This is a genomic window from Sediminicola arcticus, assembly GCF_040566695.1.
Lineage (GTDB): Bacteria > Bacteroidota > Bacteroidia > Flavobacteriales > Flavobacteriaceae > Sediminicola > Sediminicola arcticus.
This window is the reverse complement of the sequence record NZ_JBEXAE010000003.1, coordinates 392,110-418,853: the sequence shown is the minus strand read 5'-3', so window position 1 is coordinate 418,853 and position 26,744 is coordinate 392,110. Positions and strand designations below refer to the sequence as shown.

Below are 26,744 nucleotides of genomic sequence, written 5' to 3'. Positions count from 1 at the left end.
GACTACACGGCTGTCCTTTCACTGAAAAACGAACGATACTCCTTATTGAACAAAGTAGAAGAGTGTTTAGGCAGTATATGTGATTGAATCTCAATGTTTTTAAGATAGCTATTGCTGATATCTGAAACCCCACGGCCATCATTTTTTAATAAATTGGAGTAAAAGTCAGAGTTTTTGTAATATTCACCTAGGTCCAAGGATATGAGTTCAACCTTATAGCCTTCATAATAGATTCCATATCCTCTTTTGCTATCATAAACCATCCAGTGCTGGTCTCTATACTTGGATTTAAAATACTTTGAAATTAAAGGGAGTACATCATAATCTGGAGCAATAACTGCAAAGTAAACGGCATCTTTAGATGGATACATATTCACAAATGATTCCATATGTCTTTTTTCACTCCCTACCAATTTTGCCAATTGTTTTATCTTAGACAGATCCTCACCTTCAATGGACCAGGGACTTCCGATTGTTGGGAAAAATAATTGTTTGATATATCTAAATAAAAGAAATTCAATGCCTTTTGATTCACTTTGATAAGCAAAATAAATAGTTTTAATAGTCTCATGGCTCTTTTTTTCGATGCCGTCCCAAACCCTTTTTGCCAAGGCTATCTCAGTGGTTATTGTTTCTGTATCCGAAAAAAGTTCTCTTTGTTTCCCGTTGTTCTTTTGTATGTCTAAAACGATCCACTTTTCATTAAAAACCTTAAAAACTGTAGTTAGGAAACCGTTAAAACTTCCGTCGTAAATTAAAATTTTAGCATTTTCCATTAGAATTGGATTTAAATTGGGTGTTCACTTTTTTATAGAGAAGAAGATTACGTCAATCTCCTTCTTGTAATCATTCCAAAAATATGGAATTATTCCTAATTATGGAAATATTCCATAAATATTTTGGATATAATCCAAAAAGCGTATATTTGAGAATGGAAAATGATATAGCAATTGAGGTAAAGAGGTTCACAGATGTGAGAAGGGATTTGGGATATACCCAATCCGAATTCGCAAAACTTATCGGAATTTCCAATACAACAGCGGATATTGAGCGGGGGAGGACTAAATTGTCCGGGAAAGTTGTAGCCGAATTATTAAGGCAGTTCAAAATAAATCCTCTTTGGCTTTTCGGTGAAAGCATTAATAAGTATTTAGCAACCTCCAATGTAAGTGTCATTCCTAAAGTAGTGACCGTTGATGCTAATGAGAACGAAAATATGGTTCTGGTAAATGCAAAAGCGGCGGCAGGGTATCCTCAAAATATCCAAGATACCAGCTGGTATAGGCAATTACCAGCTTTTGATATACCCCTTCCAGAATTTAGAAATGCTACGTATAGGGGTTTTCAGGTAGAAGGAGACAGTATGTTACCCAATTTGCGACCAGGTGAGTGGGTGTTAGCAAAGGCTGTAGAGAGCATTCAAGATGTTAGTCCCAATAAAATGTATGTGGTTGTCCTTCACGATGCGGTGTTGGTAAAGAAATTGGAGAAGTCCCCTAATGGTCAAAATATGTCTTTAATTTCCCTGAATGAGACCTATCCTCCTTACGAAGTGGATGTTCAGCAAATACAGGAATTATGGCAAGTAAACAGTAAAATAACCTTCGGTTTGGATGCCACTACAGAAACGGGACTTTTGAGACAGCTACAAGAATCTATGGAAGAATTAAAAAGCCAATTACGTGCAGTTAAAAATTAAATCCCATTCACATTCAGTTTAAAACATTCAGAATAAGCAATAATATGGGGGAGTCGTTTTATTTATATTCTTACTAGAAGTTTCTTGAAAAAAATCCTTTTCTGAAAAATTAATCGTTGGATACATTGCCTTTGGATTTTTGGATAATTTCCTTTAAACGGGCCGCACGTTGTTCATTTTCCTCCCTAAGCTTATTTTTCTTTCGATTCATAAGTTTGGAATGTAGGGCCTTGTTTTTGGTATTTTTTTCTGTTCCTTTCTTTGCCATATATTTAATTGTATGCCTTAACCTCGCCCAAAGAAAGGGTGAAGGGTCCTATTTTGTGGCCGGTAGGCAAATAGGTGCCACTATCCATTTTTTGCCATCCTTCCCAAGTAGCTTTTAGCCCTCCAAAGGGAATTATAGAGACCCACATCTGGTAGCTCTCAGGAAATCCGCTCTGATTTAGTTTCCAAAGATAAGAATCACCCGGAGTATCTCCACCAGTTGTATAGGTGACCAATAAACCTTTTGAACCATCTTCCAATTGAACTATGTTTCTTTTAGTTCCTTTATCGAACAATTTAAAGGGTGCAACGAGCCAAAAAGAATCATTATTGAAATATTTGATAGCCTTATTAATAATTTTTTCTTTTTCACTCCCCTTAATCACAAGGTTGTTCTTAAAAACCTCACTTTGACCAGTATTCTTCAAGTCCAGGTTTACCAAAAAGTTATCCCATTTAACATTTACAATATGCTTTTGTTTGTCCCAAAAATAGGTGTTATTGCCATTTTGAAAAGACCATTCGATGAATTGTGATTTTTTAAATGAATTGTAATGTAGGGCCGTTTGTATTTTTTGGGCCATTGCATCTGCTTCTGGGCCAGAATCCTTAAGAGGTTCAGGTAATGGCTTATCGTAAATAAAAAAGAGAATAACAATAAGTATCATTAGAGTTGATAGAAGCAAAAGGGCTATTTTTAAAACTTTTTTGAGCATTTTATTGAATTATTTGAGCACTCTAAAATTTCGTGCTTGACGATTAAAATAAATGTCTATCCTAATTATACTTGCAATACTGCTATTGGTGAGTTACATTTTTTGCCTCTTTTTCCAAATGATCTAAATATAAAATACCGTTCAAATGGTCTACCTCATGCTGTACAATAACCGCCGTAAATGCCTCAACCATTTCAATAGCATGTGTATTATCCATTTTATCGTATTCGAATAATACTGCATAGGCTCTTGTTTTAGTCGTATCTCGTCTATTGGGAATAGAAAGGCAGCCTTCCAAACAATCTTGCATCATTTTAGAGTATTTGGTGATTTTAGGATTTAAGTACACTTCAAATGGAAGGTTTTCCTTATCAAAACGTTGTACCCATATGATGTTTTTTAAAATTCCCACTTGTGGCGCTGCTATACCTGCTCCCAAAGACATACTATCCCTAACGGTACTATAAAGTCTATCTACAAATCTTTGCAGTATAGGATCTTTAGGATCAACTTTCAGAGATTCGCTTTTGGTTCTAAGAAGAATGGAATCCTGCTCATTATTTATTTTAAAGACTCTCATCGGTTCATCTGCTTCCCCAGACATTATCATTTCTATTTGTTCCGCAGTAAAGTCGCTTTTATATGACTCGGAAACTATCTGTTTTGTATTAGAGCAACTGGCTATTAAACCAATGACTAGAAAAAGAAGAATATATTTTTTAAACATCACAATATAAATTATAGTATTAATTAATAGCCTACTGCAGTATCGTCCCCGCGTTTATCAGCACCGCCTTCTAATCTTCCGTCAGGCAATACCCTAATTGCATCTACCTTGCCTATTATAGGATTGCGTTCTTCATTAATGATATACCCTTTGGTTCTTAAAGCTGCTTTTAGTTCTGATGAGAAACCTTCTGGTTCAAATACAACGACATCTGGAAGCCATTGATGATGGAATCGAGGAGCATTAACGGCATCTTGCATGCTCATATTGAATTCATAGACATTAAGAATGGTTTGTGCTACTGCGGTTATAATGGTAGATCCACCAGGTGTACCTACTACCATGTAAAGGTTACCCTCTTTTTCCACAATGCTCGGTGTCATGCTGCTCAACATTCTTTTGCCAGGAGCGATACTATTAGCTTCGGCACCAATGAGTCCGAACATATTGGGAACTCCAATTTTAGAACTGAAATCGTCCATCTCATTGTTCAAGAAAAAGCCAAGCTTATCGCAATACAATTTTGAACCGTAAGCGCCATTAAGTGTAGTGGTGACAGAAATAGCATTTCCCTCACTATCTACAATGGAATAATGTGTTGTTTCATCACTTTCAACAATTTGTACCTTACCTCTTTCTATATCTGACGATTTGGTAGCTTTGTCAAAAGAAAAGTTTTCCATTCGTTCTTTTAAGTATTTTTGGCTTAACAGCACATCCAATGGAATATCCACAAAATCAGGATCCCCCAAGAAATAATTTCTATCAGCGTAAGCCCGTCTAGAGGCCTCGGTAAACAATTGAATTGTTTTTAGAGAATTATGGCCTAATTGGGCGACATCGTAAGGCTCCATCATTTTAAAGATCTGGTTCATCGTAACCCCACCGCTACTTGGTGGGCTCATAGAGATGATTTTAATATCCTTGTATTTAAATACGATGGGTTGCCTCCATTGTGCCTCATATCCGGCTAGATCTTCTTCCGTTACATATCCTCCTTTAGCCTGAATAAATTCGGCCAAGGCTTTGGCAGTTTCCCCTTTGTAAAATCCGTCTCGTCCTTCTTTGGCAATTTTCTTTAAGGTCTTGGCCAATACTGGGTATTTTACTGTATCCCCAGCTTTGTAAACTGCGGCAAACAAAGTGCTATCAGAATTTACATCAATAATTATTTTGCGGTAATCTTCTAATCGTTCTTCTTGTTTTTTGGTGACTACAACACCTTTTTCAGCAAGGGCTATGACAGGAGCTAAAACCTCTTCTAAGGTCAAGGACCCAAATTTCCTATGTACTTCAATTACGCCCGCAACTGTACCTGGTACGCCTACGGCCGTTGCCCCAAGTGTACTTTTATTTGGAATAACATTTTCTAATGAATCTAAATACATATCCTTATGAGCAGACAAAGGTGCTTTTTCTCTGTAATCCAAAGAGCCAACATCACCATTACTTTTACGGTATACCATAAAGCCACCTCCACCAATATTCCCTGCATAAGGATAGGTTACGGCTAAGGCTAGTTCAGTGGCTACCATAGCGTCAAAGGCATTACCTCCCTTTTTTAAAATCCCAGAACCTATAGCAGACGCTTCTTTACGGGCAGAAACCACCATGGCTTTTTCTGTAACTAGTCCAGTTGGAGTGGTCGGTTGATTGGTTTTGCATTGTATAAAAAGAATTATGGTTAATAGAAAAATTATTTTTCGCATATGGAGATGTATTTTTGTTTGGAATAGGTAATTAGTTCATCAAAAAAAATGGAAAATTCCTTTTCAAAGTCAACGTAATGAGTTTCGAGATCCAAGATAGCAAAATTCATCTTGCTCTTGTTTTTTGTTCTGCGGTTCATTCCACTCAATACCCTAGAGATTCCGTCCAAATTGGAGTAGTTATAGATCCAATTATCAGAGATCATGTAAGGCATCATATGTTTAATCCCATCCGGTAAAATGGTGTAATTTTCTTCCAACAGATCATAAAATTGTTCTACAAAAACATCCAAAGGGGTATCGGAATACTGTTCCCAATTTTTAGCCAAAAAATGATCATAAAAAATATCCACGATAACACCGCTGTAATGACTGTAGTTTTTATGTAATCGTTTGGTGCTCTTTCTAACGGTAGGATGTGCGTCCGTAAACGTGTCTATGGCTCGGTGGAGCATAATGCCTTTTTGGACATTTATAGGCAAGTGCTTGTGTTTATTTCCCCGAATACTGTCGGCTATAAAATTTCCTAAGGTGATTTCATCATTTCCAAAGGAGAGATAAATATGTGCTAAAAAATTCATGAAACGAATTCTGATGTCATAAGGTCGAATTTACAAATAACCATTATAGGAATAAACTGTAGAGGTGTATATTTGTCAAAACTTTTTTAGCATACATGACACTAATCAAATCAATATCAGGAATACGAGGTACCATTGGCGGAAAACCAGGTACAAATTTAACCCCAATAGATGCAGTAAAATTTGCGGCAGCCTATGGAATATGGCTAAAACAATACTCCAAAAAAGAAAAGCTTACGGTTGTTATTGGACGGGATGCCCGAATTTCAGGCGAAATGATACAAAATATAGTAGTATCTACTTTGATTGGATTAGGCATTGATATTATCGATCTAAATTTATCAACTACCCCAACGGTTGAGATTGCTGTTCCTATGGAAAAGGCCGATGGTGGAATTATCCTAACGGCCAGCCATAATCCTAAAGAATGGAACGCCCTTAAATTATTGAATGAAAAAGGAGAATTTTTGGATGCCGCCCAAGGAGCAAAGATTTTGGAGATTGCGGAACAGGAGAATTTTGATTTTGCCGAGGTAGACGATTTGGGTATCATTACAAGAAATGATGCTTATATAGATATTCATATAGATGAAGTGCTGGACTTGCCATTAGTAGATAAGGAAGTCATAAAAGCTGCCAAGTTCAAAGTTGTGGTGGATGGGGTAAACTCAACAGGGGGCATTGCCATTCCTCAATTATTGAAAGAATTAGGAGTTGAAGTTGTGAAGTTATACTGCGAACCTACAGGTCATTTCCCTCATAATCCAGAGCCGTTAAAGGAGCATTTGGGCGACATTTGCGCTTTGGTAGTTAAAGAAAAGGCTGATTTTGGAATTGTGGTAGATCCTGACGTGGACAGACTGGCCTTTATAAGTAATGACGGTGAAATGTTCGGGGAAGAGTATACCTTGGTAGCCTGTGCGGACTACGTTTTGGGTAAAACTAAAGGGAATACGGTTTCCAATCTTTCCTCATCAAGAGCATTAAGGGATATTACCGAAAAGCACGGAGGTACTTATGAAGCTGCGGCTGTTGGTGAAGTAAACGTTGTCACAAAAATGAAAGCAAATAACGCCATCATTGGTGGTGAAGGTAATGGTGGTATTATTTATCCTGAAAGTCATTACGGTCGAGATTCTTTGGTAGGTACGGCCTTGTTTTTAATGCTAATGGCTGAACGAGGTGGTACTGTTAAGGAATTAAGGGATAGCTATCCGAGCTATTTTATGAGTAAGAAGAAAATAGAGCTGACCCCAGAACTAGATGTTGATGCGCTTTTGGTGGGCATGGAGAATAAATACAAGGACGAACAAGTAACCAATATTGATGGGGTGAAGATCGATTTTCCTGAAAACTGGGTACATTTGAGAAAATCAAATACGGAGCCGATCATTAGGATTTATACCGAAGCAAAAAGTCAGGCTGAAGCAGATGGATTGGCAGATCGCATCATCTCCGAGATAAAAGAGATCGCAGGAATTTAAAGTAGTTCTTGAAAATAGCGTACTATGGCTTGGAAATGAATTGAAGCAATTCATTATTTCCTAGCTATTTTTTATTGAATCTCATTTGGGGCCTTATTATGGTGTTTCCACCTTCTGTGGGTCCACAAGTAGTGTTCTGGCCTTTCTCTTATTTGTTTTTCGGTTTCCCTTAAAAAGGTCTCTGTTATTTCGTTTTTTTCTGTTTGTTTACCTGCATTTGTAATTGGAATAAACTCTGCTTGATAGTACCCTCTCTTTACTTTAGACACTTTAAGAAAGACTACGGCCAAATCCAATTTCCTAGCCATTACCTCTGCCCCGTTGAAAATTGGGACTTTTACCCCCATAAATTCACTCCAGTACTGTGCCTTGGCAACCATAGGTGATTGATCGCTGACCATACCAAAGATACCTGTTATCCCAAGCTGTTCATTTCTAACCACCGTTTTTACAGTCTCATTTTGGGTGATGGGTGTGGTGTTCCATCTAGACCGTATATTTTTGATCAGTTGGTCAAAATATTTATTACCTATTTTTTGGTATACGGCATACCCTTTAGATTCTACGTAGTTATTCATACTTACGTTCCATTCCCAGTTAGCGTAATGGGAACATAACACAAGAATACTTTTTTTCTTTTCCAATTCTTGAAGCACTTCAATATTGAGAACGTTGTATCTTTTTTTGACCTCGTCCTTAGAGAGCCCCATGGTTTTCACCATTTCTAAAAACATATCACACATATGGTGATAAAAATCTTTTCTGATGGTGACCAATTCAGTCTTCGACTTTTCTGGAAAGACTAATTTTAAGTTTGCGTAGACCACTTCTTTACGATATCCTACTACATGATAAACCAAAAAGAAAATTAGGTCTGAAATAAAGTAAAACAACCTGAAAGGTAGTATGGAGATAAGCCATAAAAAGGGATAGGCCAAGATAAAAACTAGTAGCTGCATGCAAAAAAAGTATGCACAAATATAGCTATATTTGAATCCAAATCAAGGTATCCTATGAATATGCATATTGCCACCATTGTTATTATTGCCATCAATGTACTAGTCTCCCTAAAAGGTTTTAATGATATTAACTTTTTTGAACGTTACAAGTTCAATATTTCTGGCATAAAAGCTGGACAAAAAGACCGAATGTTAACTTCAGGTTTTCTACATGTAGATTTCTCTCATTTATTCTTTAATATGTTTACCCTTTATTTTTTCGCTAATGTGGTTATTTCCTGGTTGGGAGCACCTATATTTCTTCTCATTTATGCGGTAAGTTTGGGCGCAGGGAGTCTTTTGGCGCAATTTTTTCATAAAAACGAACCTATGTACAGTGCTGTAGGAGCCAGTGGAGCGGTTACAGGAATATTATATGCAGCCATATTATTGCAACCGGAAATGCAATTGGGGATCATGTTTATTCCCATCCCATTGCCCGCCTATGTAATAGGAATAGCTTATTTATTGTATTCTATTTATGGTATGAAAAATAGATTGGGTAATATAGGGCATACTGCTCATTTTGGTGGTGCTATTGGTGGTTACGCAATGACCTTAGTATTTATGCCAAGCCTTTTGGTTTCAGAAACCCTAATGGTACTGCTTTTGGCGCTGCCTATTGTTATTCTTTTTGCCCTAGCAAAGATGGGTAAAATTTAAAATATTTCAATTAAAAGTGACTTTTGCTAAAATAAAAAAGCCCGAAACATATACGTTTTGGGCTTTTTTAATATAAGTCTATTCAAGATTACTGCAACAATTCAGCAATTCTCTGCTCCAACGCAGGTCCTCGTAGATTTTTTGCAATGATAACTCCATTCTCATCTAATATGAAGGTAGCAGGAATAGCATCAACATTGTATAATTTAGCAATTTCATCAAAGTATTGAACGTTAGAAACGTGGTTCCAGGCAAGTCCATCGTCTGCAATGGCCTTTTTCCAATCCTCTGCTTTTCTGTCCAAGGAAACCCCTATAATGTTCAAGCCCTTTTCGTGATATTGGTTGTACACCTTAACCACATTAGGGTTTTCTGCTCTACAAGGCTTGCACCATGCAGCCCAAAAGTCTACAATAGTAACTTTTCCCATGGCATCGTTTAATGCCAATAGCTCCCCACTTGGTGTAGGTGCTGAGAAATTGGGCGCTTTGCTGCCAATAGATGTGCTCTTACTCTTGTTCAGTTTTTCTTCGATGTTTTTCCCTGGCTTGGTCTTTTTCATTTCTGGAGACAGGCTATCGTACAACGTTTTAACTTCCTCTTCCGTCATGGATTTTGTGTTCAATACCTTATCGATGATTAATACTGAAATCAAAGAGCTTGGGTTTTTCTTCACATAATCCAATTCAAAGTTTTTTGCCTCTTCCTGAAGTTCAAAGTATTCGTCCCTAAGGGAAACCATGGTAGGCTCATCATTATTGGCACTCGCTTTTCGCATATCCTCATTAATGGACATTTCTCTGCTAGACAAAGCTTTTGATCCTTTTATAAAGTCACTGAAAAACTCGTTTTGTGGGGTTCCTGTAATTTGTGCATTAGTTAAACTATCTTTTTGAAATGTAAGTTCTATCTCACCTTTTTCAACGATGAAAGGGATGTTCCCTCTTAGCTGATCTACATAGATATAATGTATTTCGGGTAAGCCAGCGGGTCCAGAGAAGTTAAATTTTCCGTTTTCAATGATGGTAGTATCCACATCCACCAGCTGATTTTCGGCATTTGCCACTTTAAGATAAACCTTGGTACCGTTTTCTAATTTCCCATTTACGGTACCATCAAGACTAAAACCGTCTGGCTTATTATTACAAGCAATTACAGCTGTTAAAGCGCAAACGGATACTAATATTTTCTTCATTATTTTTTATTTAGACGGTCAAAGGTAATTATATTCTTGAGTATAAAAAAAGCCCTTAACATTACGTAAGCGTTAAGGACTTTTTGATTGATATATGCATATCCTTAAAATTGGTACCGAATACCAAGGGCAATATCAAAATCGAAATTATCAGAAAACTCATCATATCCTGCAACGCCAATTTCTGGTCTAAAATCTAAAGAGAGCAATAATGGTATATTAAAATCGTACTCGATACCAATATTACCAGCTGCAAAAATGAAGAGACCATCATTGTAATCCCTGTCCTCATTTCTAACAAAATCTACACTTCCCAATCCACCACCTACACCGTAGTACCAGTTAAAATCTCCCTCAATAGGCCTAACCCATTGGTGAACAACAGCCAATTTAAAAGCGTCATAGTTCCTACTGTCTCTCCATCCAAGATCAAATTCCAATCTTGTACTTGAGGTTAAAGCGGTTTGGTAGGATATTTCCGCCCCAAAACCATCACTATCGCCTAAACGTAGTCCAAGTGCATTGTCTGATATTTGCTGTGCACTTAACGAAAAGGTGGCAAAGCAAAGTAGAAGTGTTAGTACTTTAATAATTTTCATAAGATTTGATTTAAGATTATTTAGAGTTCAAAATTAGAGCAATATTAACATGGCTAAGTTAATAAAAACTTAATTTAGCGCTAAAATTTTACCGAAGTGGATAATAATTTGCTCTTAAAACTAAAAAGCACTTTAGAGGGGGAAATGCAATGGGACACACTAACAACTGCGCTTTATTCTACGGATGCCTCAGTATACAGGAAAATACCCCTGGCCGTTATATTTCCAAAGACTGTAGAGGATATTAGAAAGGTCATCCATTTTGCCGATCAGCACAGGATTGGAATTATTCCAAGAACTGCAGGAACATCTTTAGCTGGACAATGTGTTGGTGATGGAATAGTGGTAGACGTATCCAAAAATTTCACAAATATTCTACATTTAGACGAAGCGAAAAGACAAGTCACTGTTGAACCAGGGGTAATTAGAGACGAATTGAACCTTTTCCTAGCGCCTTACGGCTTGTTCTTCGGTCCCAATACTTCCACTTCCAATAGGTGTATGATAGGAGGTATGGTAGGCAATAACTCCTCAGGGACAACATCCATACAACAAGGAGTCACTAGAGACAAGGTGGTTTCTATGAAGACTATTTTGGCAGATGGCTCCAATGCCGAATTCAGTGCTATCTCTAGAGAGAATTTTACCAAGAAAATGACATTAGACAGTTTGGAGGGTTCCGTTTATAGTAATCTATTTAGAGAGCTAAGCGATAGTGCTATACAAAAAGAAATATTGGAAGAGTTCCCAAAACCTTCAATTCATAGAAGAAATACTGGATATGCCGTTGATGAAATCCTAAAAAGTAATGTATTTACCGATGCAGATGAAGATATCAATCTATGTAAACTTTTAAGTGGTAGTGAAGGTACTTTGGCATTTACCACAGAAATAACTTTGGAATTGGATGTTTTGCCACCAAAAATAGCTGCTATGGTAATAACACATTATCGCACCTTGGAGGATTGTTTAAAGGACGTGGTTCCGGTTATGGGACACAATCTTCATTCCTGTGAAATGATGGATAAAGTAATTCTGGACTGCACCAAAAGTAATAGGGCACAATTGGCTAATAGATTCTTCATTGAAGGTGATCCTGCTGGGGTTTTGATGCTAGAACTTCGATCTGATACTGAGGAAGATTTGGACGCACAAGTTTCCAAGTTATTGGCCACAATTGAACTGTCTGGTTTGAGTTATTCCAATGCAATTCTTAGAGGAGGGGATACCAACAAAGCCGCAGAATTAAGAAAGGCAGGATTAGGGCTTTTGGGTAACATGGTCGGCGACCGTAAAGCGGTGGCTTGTATAGAGGATACGGCTGTGGCTTTGGAGGATTTGAAGAACTTCATAGGAGAATTTTCCCAAATTATGAAGGGGTATAAACAGAATGCTGTTTATTATGCACATGCAGGAGCCGGAGAACTACATTTAAGACCTATTCTAAACCTTAAGAAATCTGAAGACGTGTCATTGTTCAGGGCTATCACCACGGATGTGGCCAAGCTGACTAAAAAATATAAAGGTTCCTTTAGTGGAGAACATGGAGATGGTATTGTGAGGGCAGAATTTATTCCAATAATGATTGGTATGAATAACTATCAATTATTAAAACGTATAAAATCCTACTTCGATCCCAAAGGGATATTTAATCCTGGAAAAATTGTAGATGCTTATCCCATGGACGAGTCATTGCGCTATGAAATAGACAGGAAAGAACCTGAGATTAAAACCTTGCTCGATTTTTCTGATAGTGAGGGTATACTAAAGGCAGTAGAAAAATGTAACGGTAGCGGTGATTGCAGGAAGACCCACCATGTTGCAGGGGCCATGTGTCCTAGTTACCATGCCACTAAAAATGAAAAAGACACCACTAGGGGTCGCGCCAATGCTTTAAGAGAGTTTCTCACCAATCCCGGTGCGTCTAATCATTTTGATAGTGAAGAGCTTAAAGAGGTTTTTGACCTATGTCTCAGTTGCAAGGCGTGCTCTAGTGAATGCCCAAGTAACGTGGATATAGCCACCTTAAAAACAGAATTTTTATATCAATATCAAGAAACAAACGGATATCCATTAAGGGGCAAATTGTTTGCCTACAATACCCAGTTGAACAAATTGGGGAGTAAGATGGCCGGGTTGACCAACGCTGTATATGAATCTAAAATTTTGAGTTCATTTATTAAGAAAACAGCAGGAGTAGCCAAAGAAAGAAGTTTACCAAAAGTTTCAAGTTTTGATTTTAATAAATACTTGCAACATATTAAAAAAGAGATTTCTCCATCAAAATCTAAAGTAGTTCTGTATATCGATGAATTTACGAACTATTTAGATACGGAATTAGGGAGTGATGCTATTGAAGTGCTAATTTTATTGGGGTATGACGTAGAATTGTTTTTTGGGGAAAGTGGTCGTACATATATTTCCAAAGGATTCTTAAAACAAGCAAAAAAATTAGCTTTGGCCAATATTGAAAATTTGAAGGTTTTTGCTGACAGAGGTGTTCCAGTTTTAGGTTTGGAGCCTTCCGCTATTCTTACTTTTAGGGATGAATACAAGAGGTTTGGGGGCGATAAAAAAACCGTGGACGCCATAGGCGCAAATTCCTTTCTTATAGAGGAATTTCTAGCTATGGAAATTCAGAAAGGGGTGCTAACATCTGCTCAGTTTACCAAGGAGTCAAGGACCGTTAAAATCCATAACCATTGCCATCAAAAGGCACTGTCTAACCAAAAGGTAACCTTTGATATCTTAAATCTTCCGGAGAATTATACGGTGTCCATCATTAGTTCTGGCTGCTGTGGTATGGCAGGATCCTTTGGTTATGAAAAGGAACACTATGCAGTTAGTATGCAGATCGGGGAATTAAAACTCTTTCCAGCAGTAAGGAAGTCTAATGAGGATGTGATCATTGCTGCCAATGGTACCAGTTGTAGGCACCAGATTTATGATGGCACCAAGAGGACAGCATTACATCCCATAACTATATTAAAAGGCGCGTTGGTAAACTAAATTACTTTTTATGCCGATGGTGGATTGGTTTTTTGTATTGCAGAGGATATTAATTCTTGAAGGTTCATTTTTTTTATGTCTTCATCTGCAAAAAATGGTGATAATTTATCATGCTTGTAATGATAGATTTTCCATCTTTTAAAGTTGTATTCCAAAGCCGTTAAATTTTCCACCCAATCTCCTGAATTTAGATAAATACAGTTTCCTTTTTTGTTTTCAAAATATGTTTTTTTCGGTTGATGTATATGTCCGCACACTACGTAGTCAAATTCATTATCTATAGCTAGTTCTGCAGCGGTTTTTTCAAAGTCGCTTATAAATTTTATGGCTCCTTTTACATTGTTTTTAATCTTTTTAGAAAGGGAGAATTTTTCCTTCTTCATCTTGGTATTTACCCAATTGATCCCATTGTTCAAGAGAATAAGTAAACTATAGCCATAGCCTCCCAATTTAGCAAGCCATTTGGCCTTTTGAATGGAAACATCAAAAACATCACCATGAAAAAACCAAGCCTTTTTTCCGTCGAGTTCCAATGCCAATTTATTGACAATATGAATGTTTCCCAAAGTGGTTTCTGCAAATTTCCGTAGCATCTCGTCATGGTTTCCAGTAATGTAATATACTTCCACACCATTGGCCGCCATGCCTAAGATCTTTTTCAATACCTTTAAGTGAGAGGTTGGAAAATACCGTTTGCTAAATTGCCAAATATCGATAATATCCCCGTTCAAAATTAAAATCTTTGGTTGGATGCTGTTTAAATAAGCTATAAGTTCATCTGCATGACTACCATAGGTTCCAAGATGAACATCAGATATTACAGAAACTTCTATTTTTCTTTTTTTCACTAGTTGAAATTTTACACAAAAAAAACCTTTTAGTATAAACTTAAAATTACCAAGAGGTCAACAATTGTTATGCCTAACGTTAAGTTTAGTTTAATTCGTGTTAATTGAGGCAATTATGGAGATTAAGGTCCTACTTCATTTTTGTATTTCTGATTTAAGATTTACCTTTGAGAGAAACATAGGCACATGGCAGGCAACACATTCGGAACCCTTTTTAAAGTAATGACCTTTGGTGAATCGCACGGCGTTGCCATTGGTGGCGTTTTGGATGGATGTCCAGCAGGAATCAATTTGGACTTAGAGGCTATACAGTCTGATTTGGATAGGCGTAAACCTGGACAGTCTGCTATCGTTACCCAACGGAAGGAACCAGATTCCGTGGAATTTTATTCTGGAATATTCGAAGGAAAAACAACGGGTACACCTATAGGTTTTGCCATTCATAATACCAATCAAAAATCCCATGACTATTCCCACATTAAGGATTCATATAGGCCCTCCCATGCAGATTATGTTTACGACCAAAAATATGGATTTAGGGACTATAGAGGTGGTGGCAGGAGCTCTGCAAGGGAAACTGCCAGTAGGGTAGTAGCTGGTGCCATAGCGAAACAATTTCTTAAAGACATTAAAATAAACGCCTATGTTTCCCAAGTTGGGAACCTTTCTCTGACTACTAGTTATAAGGATTTAGATTTTTCACTTATTGAGTCCAATGCTGTACGCTGTCCCGATCCTGAAATGGCTTTGAAAATGGAAAACTACATCAAGGAAATTAGAAAGGAAGGGGATACGATAGGAGGCATTATAACCTGTGTGGTACAAAATGTACCTATTGGTTTGGGGGAACCGGCCTTTGATAAGCTCCATGCCGAACTAGGCAAGGCAATGCTCTCCATAAATGCTGTAAAAGGATTTGAATATGGAAGTGGTTTTGAAGGTGTAAAAATGAAGGGTAGTGCTCATAATGATCAATTCAATCCAGATGGAACTACCAAAACAAATCATAGTGGAGGTGTTCAGGGCGGAATTAGCAATGGCATGGATATTTATTTCAATATTGCCTTTAAGCCAGTGGCAACGGTGATCCAAGGCTATGAGACCATTGATAAGGAAGGTAACATGGTAGCCACCCAAGGCAAAGGTCGTCATGACCCCTGTGTTGTTCCAAGGGCCGTACCTATAGTGGAGGCCATGACCGCTTTGGTTTTGGCAGATTACACTTTATTAAACAGGACCATCAAATTATAATTTTCCTTTTTTTCGGCTTTTAGGAACAAAATAGTATCTTACTCCCCTAAGTTTAAAATTTATGAGGAAGCTGGAATTGCATTGGCGAATTCTTATTGGAATGTTTTTAGGGGTAGTATTTGCCTTTTTAATGGTTAAATTAGAATGGGGACCAAAATTTGTTTCGGATTGGATAAAGCCATTCGGTAATATATTTATCAACTCCTTAAAATTAATTGCAGTTCCGCTAATCTTAGGCTCCCTAATTAAAGGGGTCTCCGATTTAAAGGATATTTCCAAATTATCAAAAATGGGGGGTAGGACCATAGGAATTTATGTCCTAACCACTGTAATGGCAGTTACCATTGGACTTGGGGTTGTGAACATAATTAAACCAGGTTCTTCCATATCCGAAGAAACAAGAAATGAACTTGTTGAAAATTATAAAGGTGATGCAGATACTAAAATAGCGGAGGCAGCTAAGCAAAGAGATGCCGGACCATTAAAGGCGCTGGAAGATTTGGTGCCCGAGAATATTTTCCAAGCGGCCAGTGACAATGGCAATATGCTCCAGGTGATATTTTTTGCCATCCTGTTCGGGGTAGGACTTATCCTAATACCAGAAGAACAAGCATCCCCAGTAAAGAAATTTTTTGATGGTTTCAATGAAGTGATTCTCAAGTTGATCGATTTGATTATGCTGGCTGCACCATTTGGGGTATTTGCCCTTTTGGCTGCTTTAGTGGTAGAGTCTCCAAGTTTGGATTTATTCAAGGCGTTGGGTTGGTATGCTTTGTCCGTTTTGATTGGCTTGACTTTAATGATATGTGTCTATTTATTAATTGTTTGGATCGTTACTAAAACAACACCAGCATTCTTTTTAAAAGCTATCTCGCCTGCCCAATTATTGGCATTTTCAACAAGTTCTAGTGCTGCAACGCTTCCTGTTACTATGGAGCGCGTAGAAGAGCATTTGGGGGTAGAGGAAGAAGTCACCAGCTTTGTCTTGCCTATAGGAGCAACCATTAATATGGATGGTACTAGTCTGTATCAAGCAGTGGCAGCTGTTTTTATAGCTCAGGCCTTTGGTATGGATCTTAGTTTATCTGCCCAATTGGGAATTATTGTTACGGCAACTTTGGCATCTATTGGGAGTGCTGCTGTGCCAGGTGCTGGAATGGTAATGTTGGTGATTGTACTAGCACAAGCTGGTATTCCTGAAGCCGGTCTTGCTCTAATTTTTGCTGTAGATCGTCCCTTAGATATGTGCAGGACTGTAGTTAATGTAACCGGAGATGCAACCGTTTCCATGGTAGTAGCTAAATCTGTGGGTAAATTGGGAGAGCCTAAGGTGAAGGATTGGGATGATAATTACAAGAAGGGAAAGAAAATAATTTAGATTTTAGTAGATCTTTGGATGTATAGTTTTAGGGCCTAATTAGGGCCCTAAAATATTTTCATATGCCTTTGTAATTTCAATCGTTAGTTCTAATACATTAGCGCGTTCTTATTTGAAATTATGAAAAAAGTTGCTTTGCATTGGCAAATCCTAATCGGAATGTTGATAGGGTTGCTATTTGGATTTTTAATGCTACAAGTATCCGGAGGCAAGTGGTTTGTCGAAAACTGGATCAACCCACTTGGAGTGATATTTATTAATTTATTGAAGCTTATTGCGGTCCCTTTAATTTTGGCATCCTTAATAAAAGGGATTTCAGACTTAAAGGATATTTCCAAATTCAGGAATATTGGACTACGAACTATGGTCATTTTTATTTTGACCACTGTTATGGCAATAACTATTGGTTTGGTTTTGGTGAATATTTTTAAACCTGGAAATGGTATCTCTAGTGAAACCATTGAAAGGCTTACCTCTACCTATGCGAACAATAGTGGTCTCCAAGCGAAAATAGAAGAGGCGTCTTTACAGAAAGAAACTGGGCCCTTACAGTTTTTGGTAGATATGGTTCCTGATAATATTTTTTCGGCCATGAGTAATAATAAACTCATGCTTCAGGTGATATTTTTTACGGTTTTTTTAGGGATCTCCTTGCTTTTAATAGGGGAAGAACGGGCTAAACCTTTAAAAAGTCTTTTTGATTCCCTAAATGATGCCGTTTTAAAAATGGTGGATCTAATTATGCTTACAGCTCCAATCGCTGTTTTTGCTCTGTTGGCCAATGTGGTGGTCAGCTCCGGCGATCCAGATCTTTTATATGCCCTATTAAAATACGCTGGCGTGGTAGTTTTGGGCCTTATGATTATGATTGTTTTTTATTGCGTAGTAATATTACTAACAACTAGGATCAATCCCCTCTGGTTTCTAAAAAAAATGAGTCCGGCTCAACTTTTGGCATTTTCAACCAGCAGCAGCGCTGCTGTATTGCCAGTGAACATGAAGATAGTAGAAGAGGAAATTGGTGTGGATAAAGAAGTATCTAGCTTTGTGCTTCCCGTAGGAGCAACGGTCAATATGGACGGCACCAGCTTATATCAAGGAGTTGCGGCGGTTTTTATCTCTCAAGCCCTTGGATTTCATTTAGAACTTACAGATCAGCTTATGATTGTGCTAACGGCTTTGCTAGCTTCTATTGGTTCCGCAGCTGTACCTGGAGCTGGAATGGTGATGTTGGTTATTGTTTTGGAATCCATAGGTTTTCCTTCCGATAAATTGGCTATTGGTTTAGCGCTTATATTTGCTGTAGATCGACCCTTAGATATGTGTAGAACGGTAATCAACGTTACTGGAGATGCCATGGTAAGTATAATTGTAGCCAAATCTGTTGGTAAGATCGATTTCAAGAAAGCAAAAAGGATATACGTCTAGCCCATTGGTCCTCAAATGACTAAATTGCGACCAAATTTGTTGATGTAAATGTAGCTTATGAAGAATAGTGCCTTGGTAGATATTGAACATATGTATGCCGATTTATTTGAGATAGATATCAATTTAGACCGTTTGGTAAAAAAGATAGAACTGCTCAGTTATCTAAATCCTTTGAATATTGAAAAGGAGAAACAGCGTTTTTTTGCCTCTAAATATACCGAAGATCCTCTTTTTAAGTATTCTAAGATAAAGTTTGATCCCTACAAGCTGCATCGGTTGTTCTATTCCCAACGTTTGGAGCGTATTGAAGATGAAGAGATCAGGGAGATGTACCAAGAAATAATCTATTACTATTCCAATATGATCCAATGTATAGAGACCATTGGTGAAGGTAAGAAGTTCTACTATAATTCTTTGAGGGTATTTGGCACCCCTACGGAGAAAGATGTTCAGAATGCTAGATATATCCTTCATTTTGAAGATGAACCTATTCCCATTGAAATGGAAAAGGTGTACTCGGCAGAGGAGGCAAAGACATATTTTGAGAAGTTTGTAGAGCAATATGACTTTCCTTTAAATATAAGATTATCTACTAGTCTTGCCGCTGATGCCATGGTGAGCAATAGCACTCAGTCCTTGGTCATCAAAAAAAATGCTAAATTTTCTAAGAATAAATTATTGACCTTGGCTAATCACGAAATTGGGGTTCATTTGGTCACCACCTTCAATGGAATGGATCAGCCCCTTAAGATTTTTTCTAACGGATTTCCCAAAAATGTGGAAACGCAAGAAGGACTTGCCGTCTTCAGTGAATACATGAGTGGGGCCTTAACTTTAAAAAGACTTAAAGAATTGTCTTACAGGGTATTGGCATCTGATAGTTTAATAAAAGGTTCTAGCTTTTCAGATACCTTTGATATGATTCATAACCAATATAAATTAAATAAGAACGATGCTTTTACCATTACCATGCGGGCACACAGGGGAGGTGGATTTACCAAGGACCGTTTGTATTTAAGTGGCCTACGTAAAATATATAAGCGTTATAAAAAGGGAGTTACAATGGATCCCTTATTGACAGGCAAGGTGAACATGGAATACGAACAAGGAATTCAGCATCTGTTCGATCAGGGACTTGCCCAAAACATCACTCATAAAAATGTTGCTTTTTTGGAGAATAGAAATACCAATAAAACACTGGATTTTATTCTGAATAATTTAAAATAGAATCTGCTAATCTTCAGACTTAAAACTTCTTATTCTAAAAATTTAGCTTTTAGTTCAGGGGTGGGAATCATACAAGCCTCTTTTTTTCCAAACCAATTATACCTATTTTTTGCAATAAGGTCATAAATGAAATTGCTAATAGATTCAGGAATCCATTCTAAAATCTGTAATAGTTTCCAAGCACCACCAAAATCCTGACCAATCTTTAAAGCGGCAGCTGATTTGGTGTAATATGCTACACCTGGCTCTATGAGTATGATACTATCTATTATTGCGTTATCTATATTACGTTCTTGAAGAAATTTCCTTCCAATATTACTTTGGAGCGGGGCATATCTAAAGTTGTCACTTTTATCCTGTTTTATAATAAATTGAATGGCTCCATTGCAGAGATTACAAACCCCATCAAAAAGAATAATTTTTTTAGTTTCTTCCATAGGTTATCTTTTTGCCTCCACTAATTCCAGCTGTTCTACACTTACATTGGTAGTAAAAACCCCATAATTGACCACAGCCTTATTTTTTTCAAGGCTATGGATACTGCCAACGGCCTTCCCATCTTGTAAACGAACTCGGTCACCAATATTGAATATAGGTCTTGGTTTGTTTTTTTCTTTTACAACAGCCTTAATTTTTTCTTTCTTTTTCTCTTCCCTTACCTGAACAATTTTTTGCTCAAGTTCTTGAGCCACTTCAACCTTCTTCTCTTTTTCCTTTTTAACCTCCTTTACGCTCTTCTTTTTACGCTTGCTATTTTCAGTTTCCACTATACGTAACAACTCTGAGACCAAGGGCCTTTTCTTTTTATCCTGAAAATATTTCCCTGCGGCATCATTGAGTTTGTTTCCCAAATAAATCATCCTTTGGTTGTGATCATAAAGCTCCTGATAATTTTCTAACTTGGTTTTTATCTTGGAATTAAGGTCCTCCAAACGTTTAGCTTCTTCTCTTGCTTTTGATTCCTCTTCCTTTAATTGGCTGCCCGTTTTTTCCATTTTGCTTCTTTCTTTTTGAAGTTTAGCAATGGTGGCATCAAAACGAACCTTTCCACGTTCTATTTTCTTCTTAGACCTGTTGATTAAGCTGTAAGGAATGCCATTTTTTTGTGCCACCTCAAAGGTGAAGGAACTTCCCGCCTGCCCCAAAACTAATTGGTAGGTAGGCTCTAGAGTACTGGAATCGAACAACATGTTGGCATTGGTCATTTCTGGGAGTTCGTTGGCCAACATTTTAAGGTTGGAATAATGGGTGGTAATTACCCCATAGGCTCCGCGTTCGTAAAATACTTCTAAGAAGGTTTCAGCAAGTGCTCCGCCCAATTCTGGATCACTTCCTGTTCCAAATTCGTCAATTAAAAATAGAGTGCTTTCGTTACATTTTCTCAAGAAGCTGTTCATGTTTTTAAGACGGTAACTATAAGTACTCAAATGATTCTCAATGGATTGATTATCCCCAATATCTGTCAATATTTTATCGAATAGACATATGGTACTCCGCTCGTGAACCGGAATGAGCATTCCGCTTTGTACCATTAGCTGAAGTAAGCCAATAGTTTTTAAGGTGATGCTTTTCCCCCCGGCATTGGGTCCCGAGATTACAATAATCCTATTTTCAGGATAAAGTGAAATGGTTTGTGGATACGTCTTCTCGTTCTTTCGCTTATTGCTCAAATACAATAACGGATGAAAGGCATCCCTTAGGTACATTTTTTTATCTGTACTAATTTCAGGCATTACAGCATTCATTTCCATGGCATATTTAGCCTTGGAAGCCGTAATGTCCATATCGGTTAAATACTCTTGGTAAATGCGTAGTAAGGGAGCATAAGTTCTGATATGATCCGTTAAATATTTTAAGATTTTTTTTATTTCCTCAGTTTCATCAAATTCTAGATTGTTAAGTTCCCTACTATATTTTAAAGTAGCCTCTGGTTCTATGTAAACAATACTTCCAGTTTTTGAGGAGCCCATTACTGCCCCTTTCACCTTCTTACGGTACATGGCTTTTACGGCGAGAACCCTTCGATTTTCTACAACGGATTCCCGTATTTCATCTAAAAATTCAGAGGCATTATACGTATTTAAGGCAGAACCGAAACTTTGATTTATTTTTCCTTTGACAAAATTAATTTCTTGTCTAATGGTCCTTAGATCATCTGAGGCATTGTCCTTTATTTCTCCAAAACGGTCAATGACCATGTCGATTTGGGTAGGTATTTCCGAATTTAGCTCAATAGTGTCTGAAGCCCCATACAATAATGGATAGTAATCTTTAAATTTTTTAAAGAATTTTAGATGGGTAGTAACTGTAATGCAGATATTCCCAATTTTTCGGAAACCAGTGATTTCAAGACTAGTATTCTCAATTTTCAAGAGTTTCAATTCTTGGTGTATAGCATCGAAACCGTGGTTGGGAACCCTATTGTCATTTGTATAAGAAGACAAATATTCGGAGGTCTGTCCCAAACTATTTAAAATACTTTCCTTGCTATTTAAAGGAACAACCGTCAAAATTTTTTCCTTACCTAACTCTGTATTGCAGCGTAAAGATAGCTGGTCTAAAACGGTAAAAAATTCTAAATCTTGTAGTGTTTTTTGTTGAATGTTGTCCATAGCAATGTAAAGCCCTAAATTTGGCTCTACAAAAGTAGGCCTTTTTTATATGAACATCAATATACATCCTAGTTGGAGAGAACAGCTTTACGAAGAGTTTAACAAGTCCTATTTTTCTGATTTACTTTTATTTATAGGTCAAGAATATGAAAGCTTCATATGTTATCCCAAGAGTCAAGATATTTTTGCTGCTTTTGATCTTTGCCCCTTTCAAGAAACCAAAGTGGTCATCATAGGACAGGACCCTTATCATGGACCAAATCAGGCCCATGGATTATGTTTTTCAGTTCCAGAAGGTACAAGCCACCCACCCTCATTATCGAATATATTCAAAGAAATGGAATCGGATTTAGGGAAGCCTTACCCAATCAGCGGCAACCTAGACACCTGGGCAAAACAAGGTGTACTTCTGTTAAATGCCACATTAACAGTTCGTGCTAATCACGCTGGAAGCCATCAAAAAAAAGGGTGGGAAACCTTTACGGATAGAGTTATTCAAAAAATATCTGAAGAACGGGAAGGTCTCGTTTTTTTACTTTGGGGCGGGTTTGCCAAAAAAAAGATAAAACTAATAGACAGCACAAAGCACACTGTGCTTGTGTCGGGCCATCCATCGCCATTGAGCGCAAATAGGGGATATTGGTTTGGCAACTCGCATTTTAGTAAGTGTAATGAACTTCTTGTTAGCACAAAAAAAGAGCGTATTGCATGGTGATTTATCGAATATTCAAAAAAATACTTTTCCATTCTTCGGTAATTAGTTATCTTAGAGAGTATCTTCTTACAAGATTTTCGTGACTCAATTTTCAATTAAATCAGTTTTACTTGTTGATGATGATCCTGCTGCGACTTTCATTAATAAAGTTTTTATACGCAACTTGCCGTTAGAGGTAGATGTTTATTCTGCCTCTGATGGAAAGGACGCACTAGATCTATTGGATGAGATGAGTATTAGTCTGAATGGACAACAATCCTTCGTCCCATGCTTGTTGATATTGGATATAAAAATGCCTGTTATGGACGGATGGGAATTCTTGGACGCATATACGCATCGCTATTCCAAAGAAATCAAAAATAATATCACTATCGTAGTGACAACTATGAGTGAGGATGAACGCGATATCATAAAGGCCAGTGACAATCCTATGATCAAGGAATTTGTACAAAAGCCACTCTCAGATGAAAAACTATTAGAAATAGTAGAGAAGCACTTCATGGAAAAACAAAACTAGTATGTTGGTTGAAAGGCTATTTTGCTAAGTGCAGAATAACCTCTTTTGGCACTTGATTTTTAATTAACCCTAATGCCATTAATTGCGCTTGCACTCCTGATAGGGTTTTATCATCCAATTGAGACTGACTCCATTCTGTAATGGCTAGCCACTCTTTTATGTCCTCTAATTGTTGCTCATACGAATTAGATAGATTCCTATCTATACTAGGTATGTTTTTGAATTCTTCTGTATACAGGTTTATTACCTCTAGGATATGTCCCAAAGTACTTTTTTGTGTAGTTATAAAATGGTCTGTTGCTGCAATCACAAAACAAGGCCAAGGGGTTGGGCAATCGCCCAATCTTCTAAAGGTTTCATTGTCGACCAAGGGTTTCGTGGTAAAGTGTTCCCACATGAAATAATCTGCAGTTCCATCGGTCAAGGAGGTTACCGCTCCTTCTAGGTTGTTAATGACTTCAAAATCTAAAGTTTTGGTATTCCATTGGTTATTTTTGGCGTTTACATAGGCCATTAGATGACTACCGCTGCCATATCTGCTAATGGCCACCTTGGTATTTTCCAAATCTTCAATTTTTGTGTACTTGCTTTTTGCTCCAACGTGAATACCCCAAAGCAAGGGTGATTCTATATATATTTGTATAATTTTTACGGGATTACCTTCTACAATACTCTTTACAATACCTTCTGTAAGAATAATAGCAAGATCTGTTTCACCATCCTGCAGCATTTGGCACATTTTACCAGTCCCCTCTGGGATATTGGACCATTGAAGGTCTATTCCTCTTTCCTCAAAAGCACCCTCTTCTATGGCCATTTGCCATGGAAAATTAAAATGTTCGGGAACACCAATGATTTTAACTTGCTTCATCTATTTCGTAATCTTTTCTAGGGTATGCTGTATTAGCTTTTCTGTAGATGCTTTAGGGTCCTTGGAAAATTGTCCTGTGCTTCTATTTGCCAAAATACAATTCATGGAAACTGCACGATGCCCCAAAAGTTTTGCCAATCCATAAATTCCGGAGGTTTCCATTTCCAAATTGGTTATTTTAAGGTCGTTATATCTAAATGCTGCCAGTTTACCATTTAAATCATTGTCCTGAGTTTCTAATCGCAGCTTCCTACCCTGTGGGCCATAAAAACCTACATTGGTCGCTGTAAAACCTAAAAGTATGTTATTAGACATCAGCTTAGAACCTAGAGTTTTATCATAGGAAACTACATAGGGGGTAGATTTATGGTTATACCAACCAGTATGTGCCATAAAAGCCTCTTGTATCTCCGGGTGCTGCACATGGAGACTATTGTAAAACTGCAATAAGCTATCGAAGCCAATAGCATATTCGCTCATTAAAAAAGAATCAATAGGAATATCGGCATGGATGGCCCCTGAGGTGCCAATTCTAATTATGTCCAACGTGGTCAGCTTTGATTTTATTTTTCTGGTAGAAAAATCGATATTTACCAGTGCATCCAATTCATTTAGGACAATATCTATGTTATCTGTGCCAATCCCTGTAGATAGGACGGTAATCCGTTTTCCATTTAGGGTACCAGTATGGGTATGAAATTCCCGCTTACCTTTTTTGATTTCGATATGGTCAAAATATTTAGACACCTCAGGAACCCGATCGGGATCACCAACGGTAATGACGGTTTGGGCAATATCTTCTGGTAATAAGTTAAGGTGATAAATGCTATTGTCAGTATTTAAGATAAATTCAGATGGACTAAGTTGCATGCTATAATTTTAGAATTCTGTCTGTAGAAGAATTATATAAGAAGCTATATTTTAAGGCGCCACCGAGGTATTCATCATTTTCTTGAATTGTGGAATAATAACTTGTTTTTCCTTTCATGATACCCAATCCGCTAGTAGAGAGTTTAACAGGAGAAACCGTTGAAAATAAAGGTTTTAATTTTGTGATAATCCTTTCGTATTGAGTATCGCCAAACCCATAAACACTTTGGTTTTTTAAAATAAGAGACAACAATTCTTTTTTTGAATCAGGATGTTGTTCCAAAGCCACTTTCAACACTTGATTTTCCACTTCATTGAGTCCATTCCGTATACTCGGAAAGCGCTTTAGATGAGCGGCGATGGCGCTGGATAGATTATCGAATTGATAGTTTTTATAATCTTTTATGTTTTCTAAGCGAATTGGATTATTGCTACAATACAATTGCCAAATATAATCCGCGTATTCTATATCGTCCTGTGAAAGTATTTTTCGTGAACTATAAATACTCAGAAGTTCTTTGTTATCTAAATCGGAGAGACTTTTAGGCAATTCACCTTCTTTAATATTACCAGAGGAGACTAAAGAAATTTCTGCATGTCTTCTGTAGGTTTTCAACCAACTGATGACCGCTAACATATTTATTTGGCAAAATAGGTCATAATCAAACCACAAAATAATTTGGTCTTGTTGTTTGTGATTACAAAGGGACCTATATTCCTTTAGCGTTTGCTCTATAAATCTAGACTTTGATACTTTGTACGTCTTGTTCAAGAATTCAAACCGAGCTTTCCAAAAAGATTCGCTACCTACAGCTGTTAAGGTTTGCCCTTCACATAACATCTCCCTCCAAGTGATCATTTCACCCTTTAAATTGACCGAATTTAACCTTTTCGTAAGCAAATCGCCATTTGTTATGTGCAATTGAGAAGTCATTGGAAGTTTTTTTTTAGGTTTTACTTGTTCATACGGTAATCTATTAAAGGTAGCATTTAAAATAAAAACCTAAAAGCTAATTAACAGAATTTAACCTCCAACACGTTTCACTTTGAACCCTTTTTCCTTTAAGATAATCATGATTTTATCGCGATAATCACCTTGGATAATGATGGAATCATTTTTAAAACTACCGCCTACACTTAACCTTGTTTTTAATTCCTTAGCCAATATTTTAAAATCTTCGTCAGCCCCAGTGTATCCCTCAATGATAGTGATAGGCTTTCCTTTTCGTTTTTCATACTTACAAATCATTGGCGCCTCCTGCACCCAAATTCCATCCTCATTGGTAGTTGTTTCTTCTTCTGAAGAGGGGGCATGATCTGGAAATAAATTCTTTAGTTGGTCTTTTAAGTCCATCTTTGGTAGTATTATGTACGCTTTAA

The 26,744-nt window shown here is 37.3% G+C and carries 26 protein-coding genes; 10 read left to right on the top strand and 16 right to left on the bottom strand.

Annotation, left to right across the window (positions count from 1 at the left end; translation table 11 throughout):
• Positions 1–2: 2 nt before the first annotated feature.
• Positions 3–776 carry a TIGR03915 family putative DNA repair protein gene (locus ABXZ36_RS08610; protein ID WP_354615104.1) on the bottom strand — a complete coding sequence of 258 codons (774 nt, stop codon included), beginning with the start codon at positions 774–776 and terminating at the stop codon, positions 3–5.
• A gap of 155 nt (positions 777–931) precedes the next feature.
• Here ABXZ36_RS08610 and ABXZ36_RS08605 point away from each other — a divergent pair, with 155 nt between their 5' ends.
• A complete protein-coding gene (locus tag ABXZ36_RS08605; protein ID WP_354615226.1) occupies positions 932–1,699 on the top strand; it encodes an XRE family transcriptional regulator in 768 nt (255 codons plus the stop codon).
• Between the two features lie 109 nt (positions 1,700–1,808).
• Here the strand turns inward: ABXZ36_RS08605 and ABXZ36_RS08600 are convergent, their stop codons facing one another.
• The 5 genes from ABXZ36_RS08600 to ABXZ36_RS08580 form a co-directional block, all read right to left on the bottom strand.
• Positions 1,809–1,967, bottom strand: coding sequence for a hypothetical protein (locus ABXZ36_RS08600; protein ID WP_354615103.1), 159 nt, complete (start codon positions 1,965–1,967; stop codon positions 1,809–1,811).
• 4 nt (positions 1,968–1,971) lie between these two features.
• Positions 1,972–2,682 (bottom strand): hypothetical protein, encoded by a 711-nt coding sequence (locus ABXZ36_RS08595; protein WP_354615102.1) that lies wholly within the window; start codon positions 2,680–2,682, stop codon positions 1,972–1,974.
• A gap of 82 nt (positions 2,683–2,764) precedes the next feature.
• The gene (locus ABXZ36_RS08590; protein ID WP_354615101.1) at positions 2,765–3,286 is read right to left on the bottom strand and encodes a peptide deformylase; all 522 of its coding nucleotides are present in this window, start codon (positions 3,284–3,286) and stop codon (positions 2,765–2,767) included.
• A gap of 146 nt (positions 3,287–3,432) precedes the next feature.
• Complete coding sequence (ggt, locus tag ABXZ36_RS08585; RefSeq protein WP_354615100.1) at positions 3,433–5,118, bottom strand: gamma-glutamyltransferase; 1,686 nt, start codon at positions 5,116–5,118, stop codon at positions 3,433–3,435.
• Positions 5,106–5,699, bottom strand: coding sequence for an acyl carrier protein phosphodiesterase (locus ABXZ36_RS08580; RefSeq protein ID WP_354615099.1), 594 nt, complete (start codon positions 5,697–5,699; stop codon positions 5,106–5,108). The genes ggt and ABXZ36_RS08580 overlap by 13 nt, the downstream gene beginning before the upstream one ends.
• A 95-nt stretch (positions 5,700–5,794) precedes the next feature.
• On the opposite strand from ABXZ36_RS08580, the gene glmM reads away from it, so the two are divergent.
• Complete coding sequence (gene glmM, locus ABXZ36_RS08575) at positions 5,795–7,183, top strand: phosphoglucosamine mutase (protein WP_354615098.1); 1,389 nt, start codon at positions 5,795–5,797, stop codon at positions 7,181–7,183.
• Between the two features lie 71 nt (positions 7,184–7,254).
• Here glmM and ABXZ36_RS08570 read toward each other — a convergent pair whose 3' ends face one another.
• Positions 7,255–8,142 (bottom strand): lysophospholipid acyltransferase family protein, encoded by an 888-nt coding sequence (locus ABXZ36_RS08570; protein WP_354615097.1) that lies wholly within the window; start codon positions 8,140–8,142, stop codon positions 7,255–7,257.
• Positions 8,143–8,196: 54 nt separating this feature from the next.
• Between ABXZ36_RS08570 and ABXZ36_RS08565 the strand changes: the two genes are divergently transcribed.
• On the top strand, positions 8,197–8,844 hold the full coding sequence (locus ABXZ36_RS08565) for a rhomboid family intramembrane serine protease (protein ID WP_354615096.1): 648 nt from the start codon (positions 8,197–8,199) through the stop codon (positions 8,842–8,844).
• Between the two features lie 88 nt (positions 8,845–8,932).
• Here ABXZ36_RS08565 and ABXZ36_RS08560 read toward each other — a convergent pair whose 3' ends face one another.
• Entirely contained in the window at positions 8,933–10,039 is a 1,107-nt protein-coding gene (locus ABXZ36_RS08560) for a DUF4369 domain-containing protein (protein WP_354615095.1), read from the bottom strand.
• A 104-nt stretch (positions 10,040–10,143) separates the two neighbouring features.
• A complete protein-coding gene (locus ABXZ36_RS08555) occupies positions 10,144–10,638 on the bottom strand; it encodes a hypothetical protein (RefSeq protein WP_354615094.1) in 495 nt (164 codons plus the stop codon).
• A gap of 96 nt (positions 10,639–10,734) precedes the next feature.
• Here ABXZ36_RS08555 and ABXZ36_RS08550 point away from each other — a divergent pair, with 96 nt between their 5' ends.
• Entirely contained in the window at positions 10,735–13,647 is a 2,913-nt protein-coding gene (locus ABXZ36_RS08550; RefSeq protein ID WP_354615093.1) for an FAD-binding and (Fe-S)-binding domain-containing protein, read from the top strand.
• Between the two features lie 8 nt (positions 13,648–13,655).
• Here ABXZ36_RS08550 and ABXZ36_RS08545 read toward each other — a convergent pair whose 3' ends face one another.
• On the bottom strand, positions 13,656–14,495 hold the full coding sequence (locus tag ABXZ36_RS08545) for a UDP-2,3-diacylglucosamine diphosphatase (protein WP_354615092.1): 840 nt from the start codon (positions 14,493–14,495) through the stop codon (positions 13,656–13,658).
• A gap of 186 nt (positions 14,496–14,681) precedes the next feature.
• On the opposite strand from ABXZ36_RS08545, the gene aroC reads away from it, so the two are divergent.
• From aroC to ABXZ36_RS08525, 4 genes are all read left to right on the top strand, one after another.
• Positions 14,682–15,746 carry a chorismate synthase gene (gene aroC, locus ABXZ36_RS08540; RefSeq protein WP_354615091.1) on the top strand — a complete coding sequence of 355 codons (1,065 nt, stop codon included), beginning with the start codon at positions 14,682–14,684 and terminating at the stop codon, positions 15,744–15,746.
• A 61-nt stretch (positions 15,747–15,807) separates the two neighbouring features.
• Positions 15,808–17,124 carry a dicarboxylate/amino acid:cation symporter gene (locus tag ABXZ36_RS08535; protein WP_354615090.1) on the top strand — a complete coding sequence of 439 codons (1,317 nt, stop codon included), beginning with the start codon at positions 15,808–15,810 and terminating at the stop codon, positions 17,122–17,124.
• A 120-nt stretch (positions 17,125–17,244) separates the two neighbouring features.
• Positions 17,245–18,552 carry a dicarboxylate/amino acid:cation symporter gene (locus tag ABXZ36_RS08530; RefSeq protein WP_354615089.1) on the top strand — a complete coding sequence of 436 codons (1,308 nt, stop codon included), beginning with the start codon at positions 17,245–17,247 and terminating at the stop codon, positions 18,550–18,552.
• 57 nt (positions 18,553–18,609) lie between these two features.
• Complete coding sequence (locus ABXZ36_RS08525) at positions 18,610–19,779, top strand: peptidase MATCAP family protein (protein WP_354615088.1); 1,170 nt, start codon at positions 18,610–18,612, stop codon at positions 19,777–19,779.
• A gap of 29 nt (positions 19,780–19,808) precedes the next feature.
• On the opposite strand, the gene ABXZ36_RS08520 is transcribed toward ABXZ36_RS08525, so the two are convergent.
• Positions 19,809–20,216 (bottom strand): thiol-disulfide oxidoreductase DCC family protein, encoded by a 408-nt coding sequence (locus ABXZ36_RS08520; protein WP_354615087.1) that lies wholly within the window; start codon positions 20,214–20,216, stop codon positions 19,809–19,811.
• 3 nt (positions 20,217–20,219) lie between these two features.
• Positions 20,220–22,391, bottom strand: coding sequence for an endonuclease MutS2 (locus tag ABXZ36_RS08515; protein ID WP_354615086.1), 2,172 nt, complete (start codon positions 22,389–22,391; stop codon positions 20,220–20,222).
• Positions 22,392–22,440: 49 nt separating this feature from the next.
• Here ABXZ36_RS08515 and ung point away from each other — a divergent pair, with 49 nt between their 5' ends.
• Together ung and ABXZ36_RS08505 are read left to right on the top strand one after the other, a co-directional pair.
• Positions 22,441–23,106: a uracil-DNA glycosylase gene (gene ung / locus ABXZ36_RS08510; protein WP_354615085.1), complete on the top strand. Its 666-nt coding sequence runs from the start codon at positions 22,441–22,443 to the stop codon at positions 23,104–23,106.
• 79 nt (positions 23,107–23,185) lie between these two features.
• Positions 23,186–23,623 carry a response regulator gene (locus ABXZ36_RS08505; protein WP_354615084.1) on the top strand — a complete coding sequence of 146 codons (438 nt, stop codon included), beginning with the start codon at positions 23,186–23,188 and terminating at the stop codon, positions 23,621–23,623.
• A 16-nt stretch (positions 23,624–23,639) separates the two neighbouring features.
• Here ABXZ36_RS08505 and ABXZ36_RS08500 read toward each other — a convergent pair whose 3' ends face one another.
• The 4 genes from ABXZ36_RS08500 to ABXZ36_RS08485 form a co-directional block, all read right to left on the bottom strand.
• A complete protein-coding gene (locus tag ABXZ36_RS08500; RefSeq protein ID WP_354615083.1) occupies positions 23,640–24,494 on the bottom strand; it encodes a substrate-binding domain-containing protein in 855 nt (284 codons plus the stop codon).
• Entirely contained in the window at positions 24,495–25,364 is an 870-nt protein-coding gene (locus ABXZ36_RS08495) for a nucleoside phosphorylase (RefSeq protein ID WP_354615082.1), read from the bottom strand.
• Position 25,365: 1 nt separating this feature from the next.
• Complete coding sequence (locus ABXZ36_RS08490; protein ID WP_354615081.1) at positions 25,366–26,298, bottom strand: DUF1835 domain-containing protein; 933 nt, start codon at positions 26,296–26,298, stop codon at positions 25,366–25,368.
• Positions 26,299–26,388: 90 nt separating this feature from the next.
• Positions 26,389–26,718 (bottom strand): translation initiation factor, encoded by a 330-nt coding sequence (locus tag ABXZ36_RS08485; protein WP_354615080.1) that lies wholly within the window; start codon positions 26,716–26,718, stop codon positions 26,389–26,391.
• Positions 26,719–26,744 lie beyond the last annotated feature (26 nt).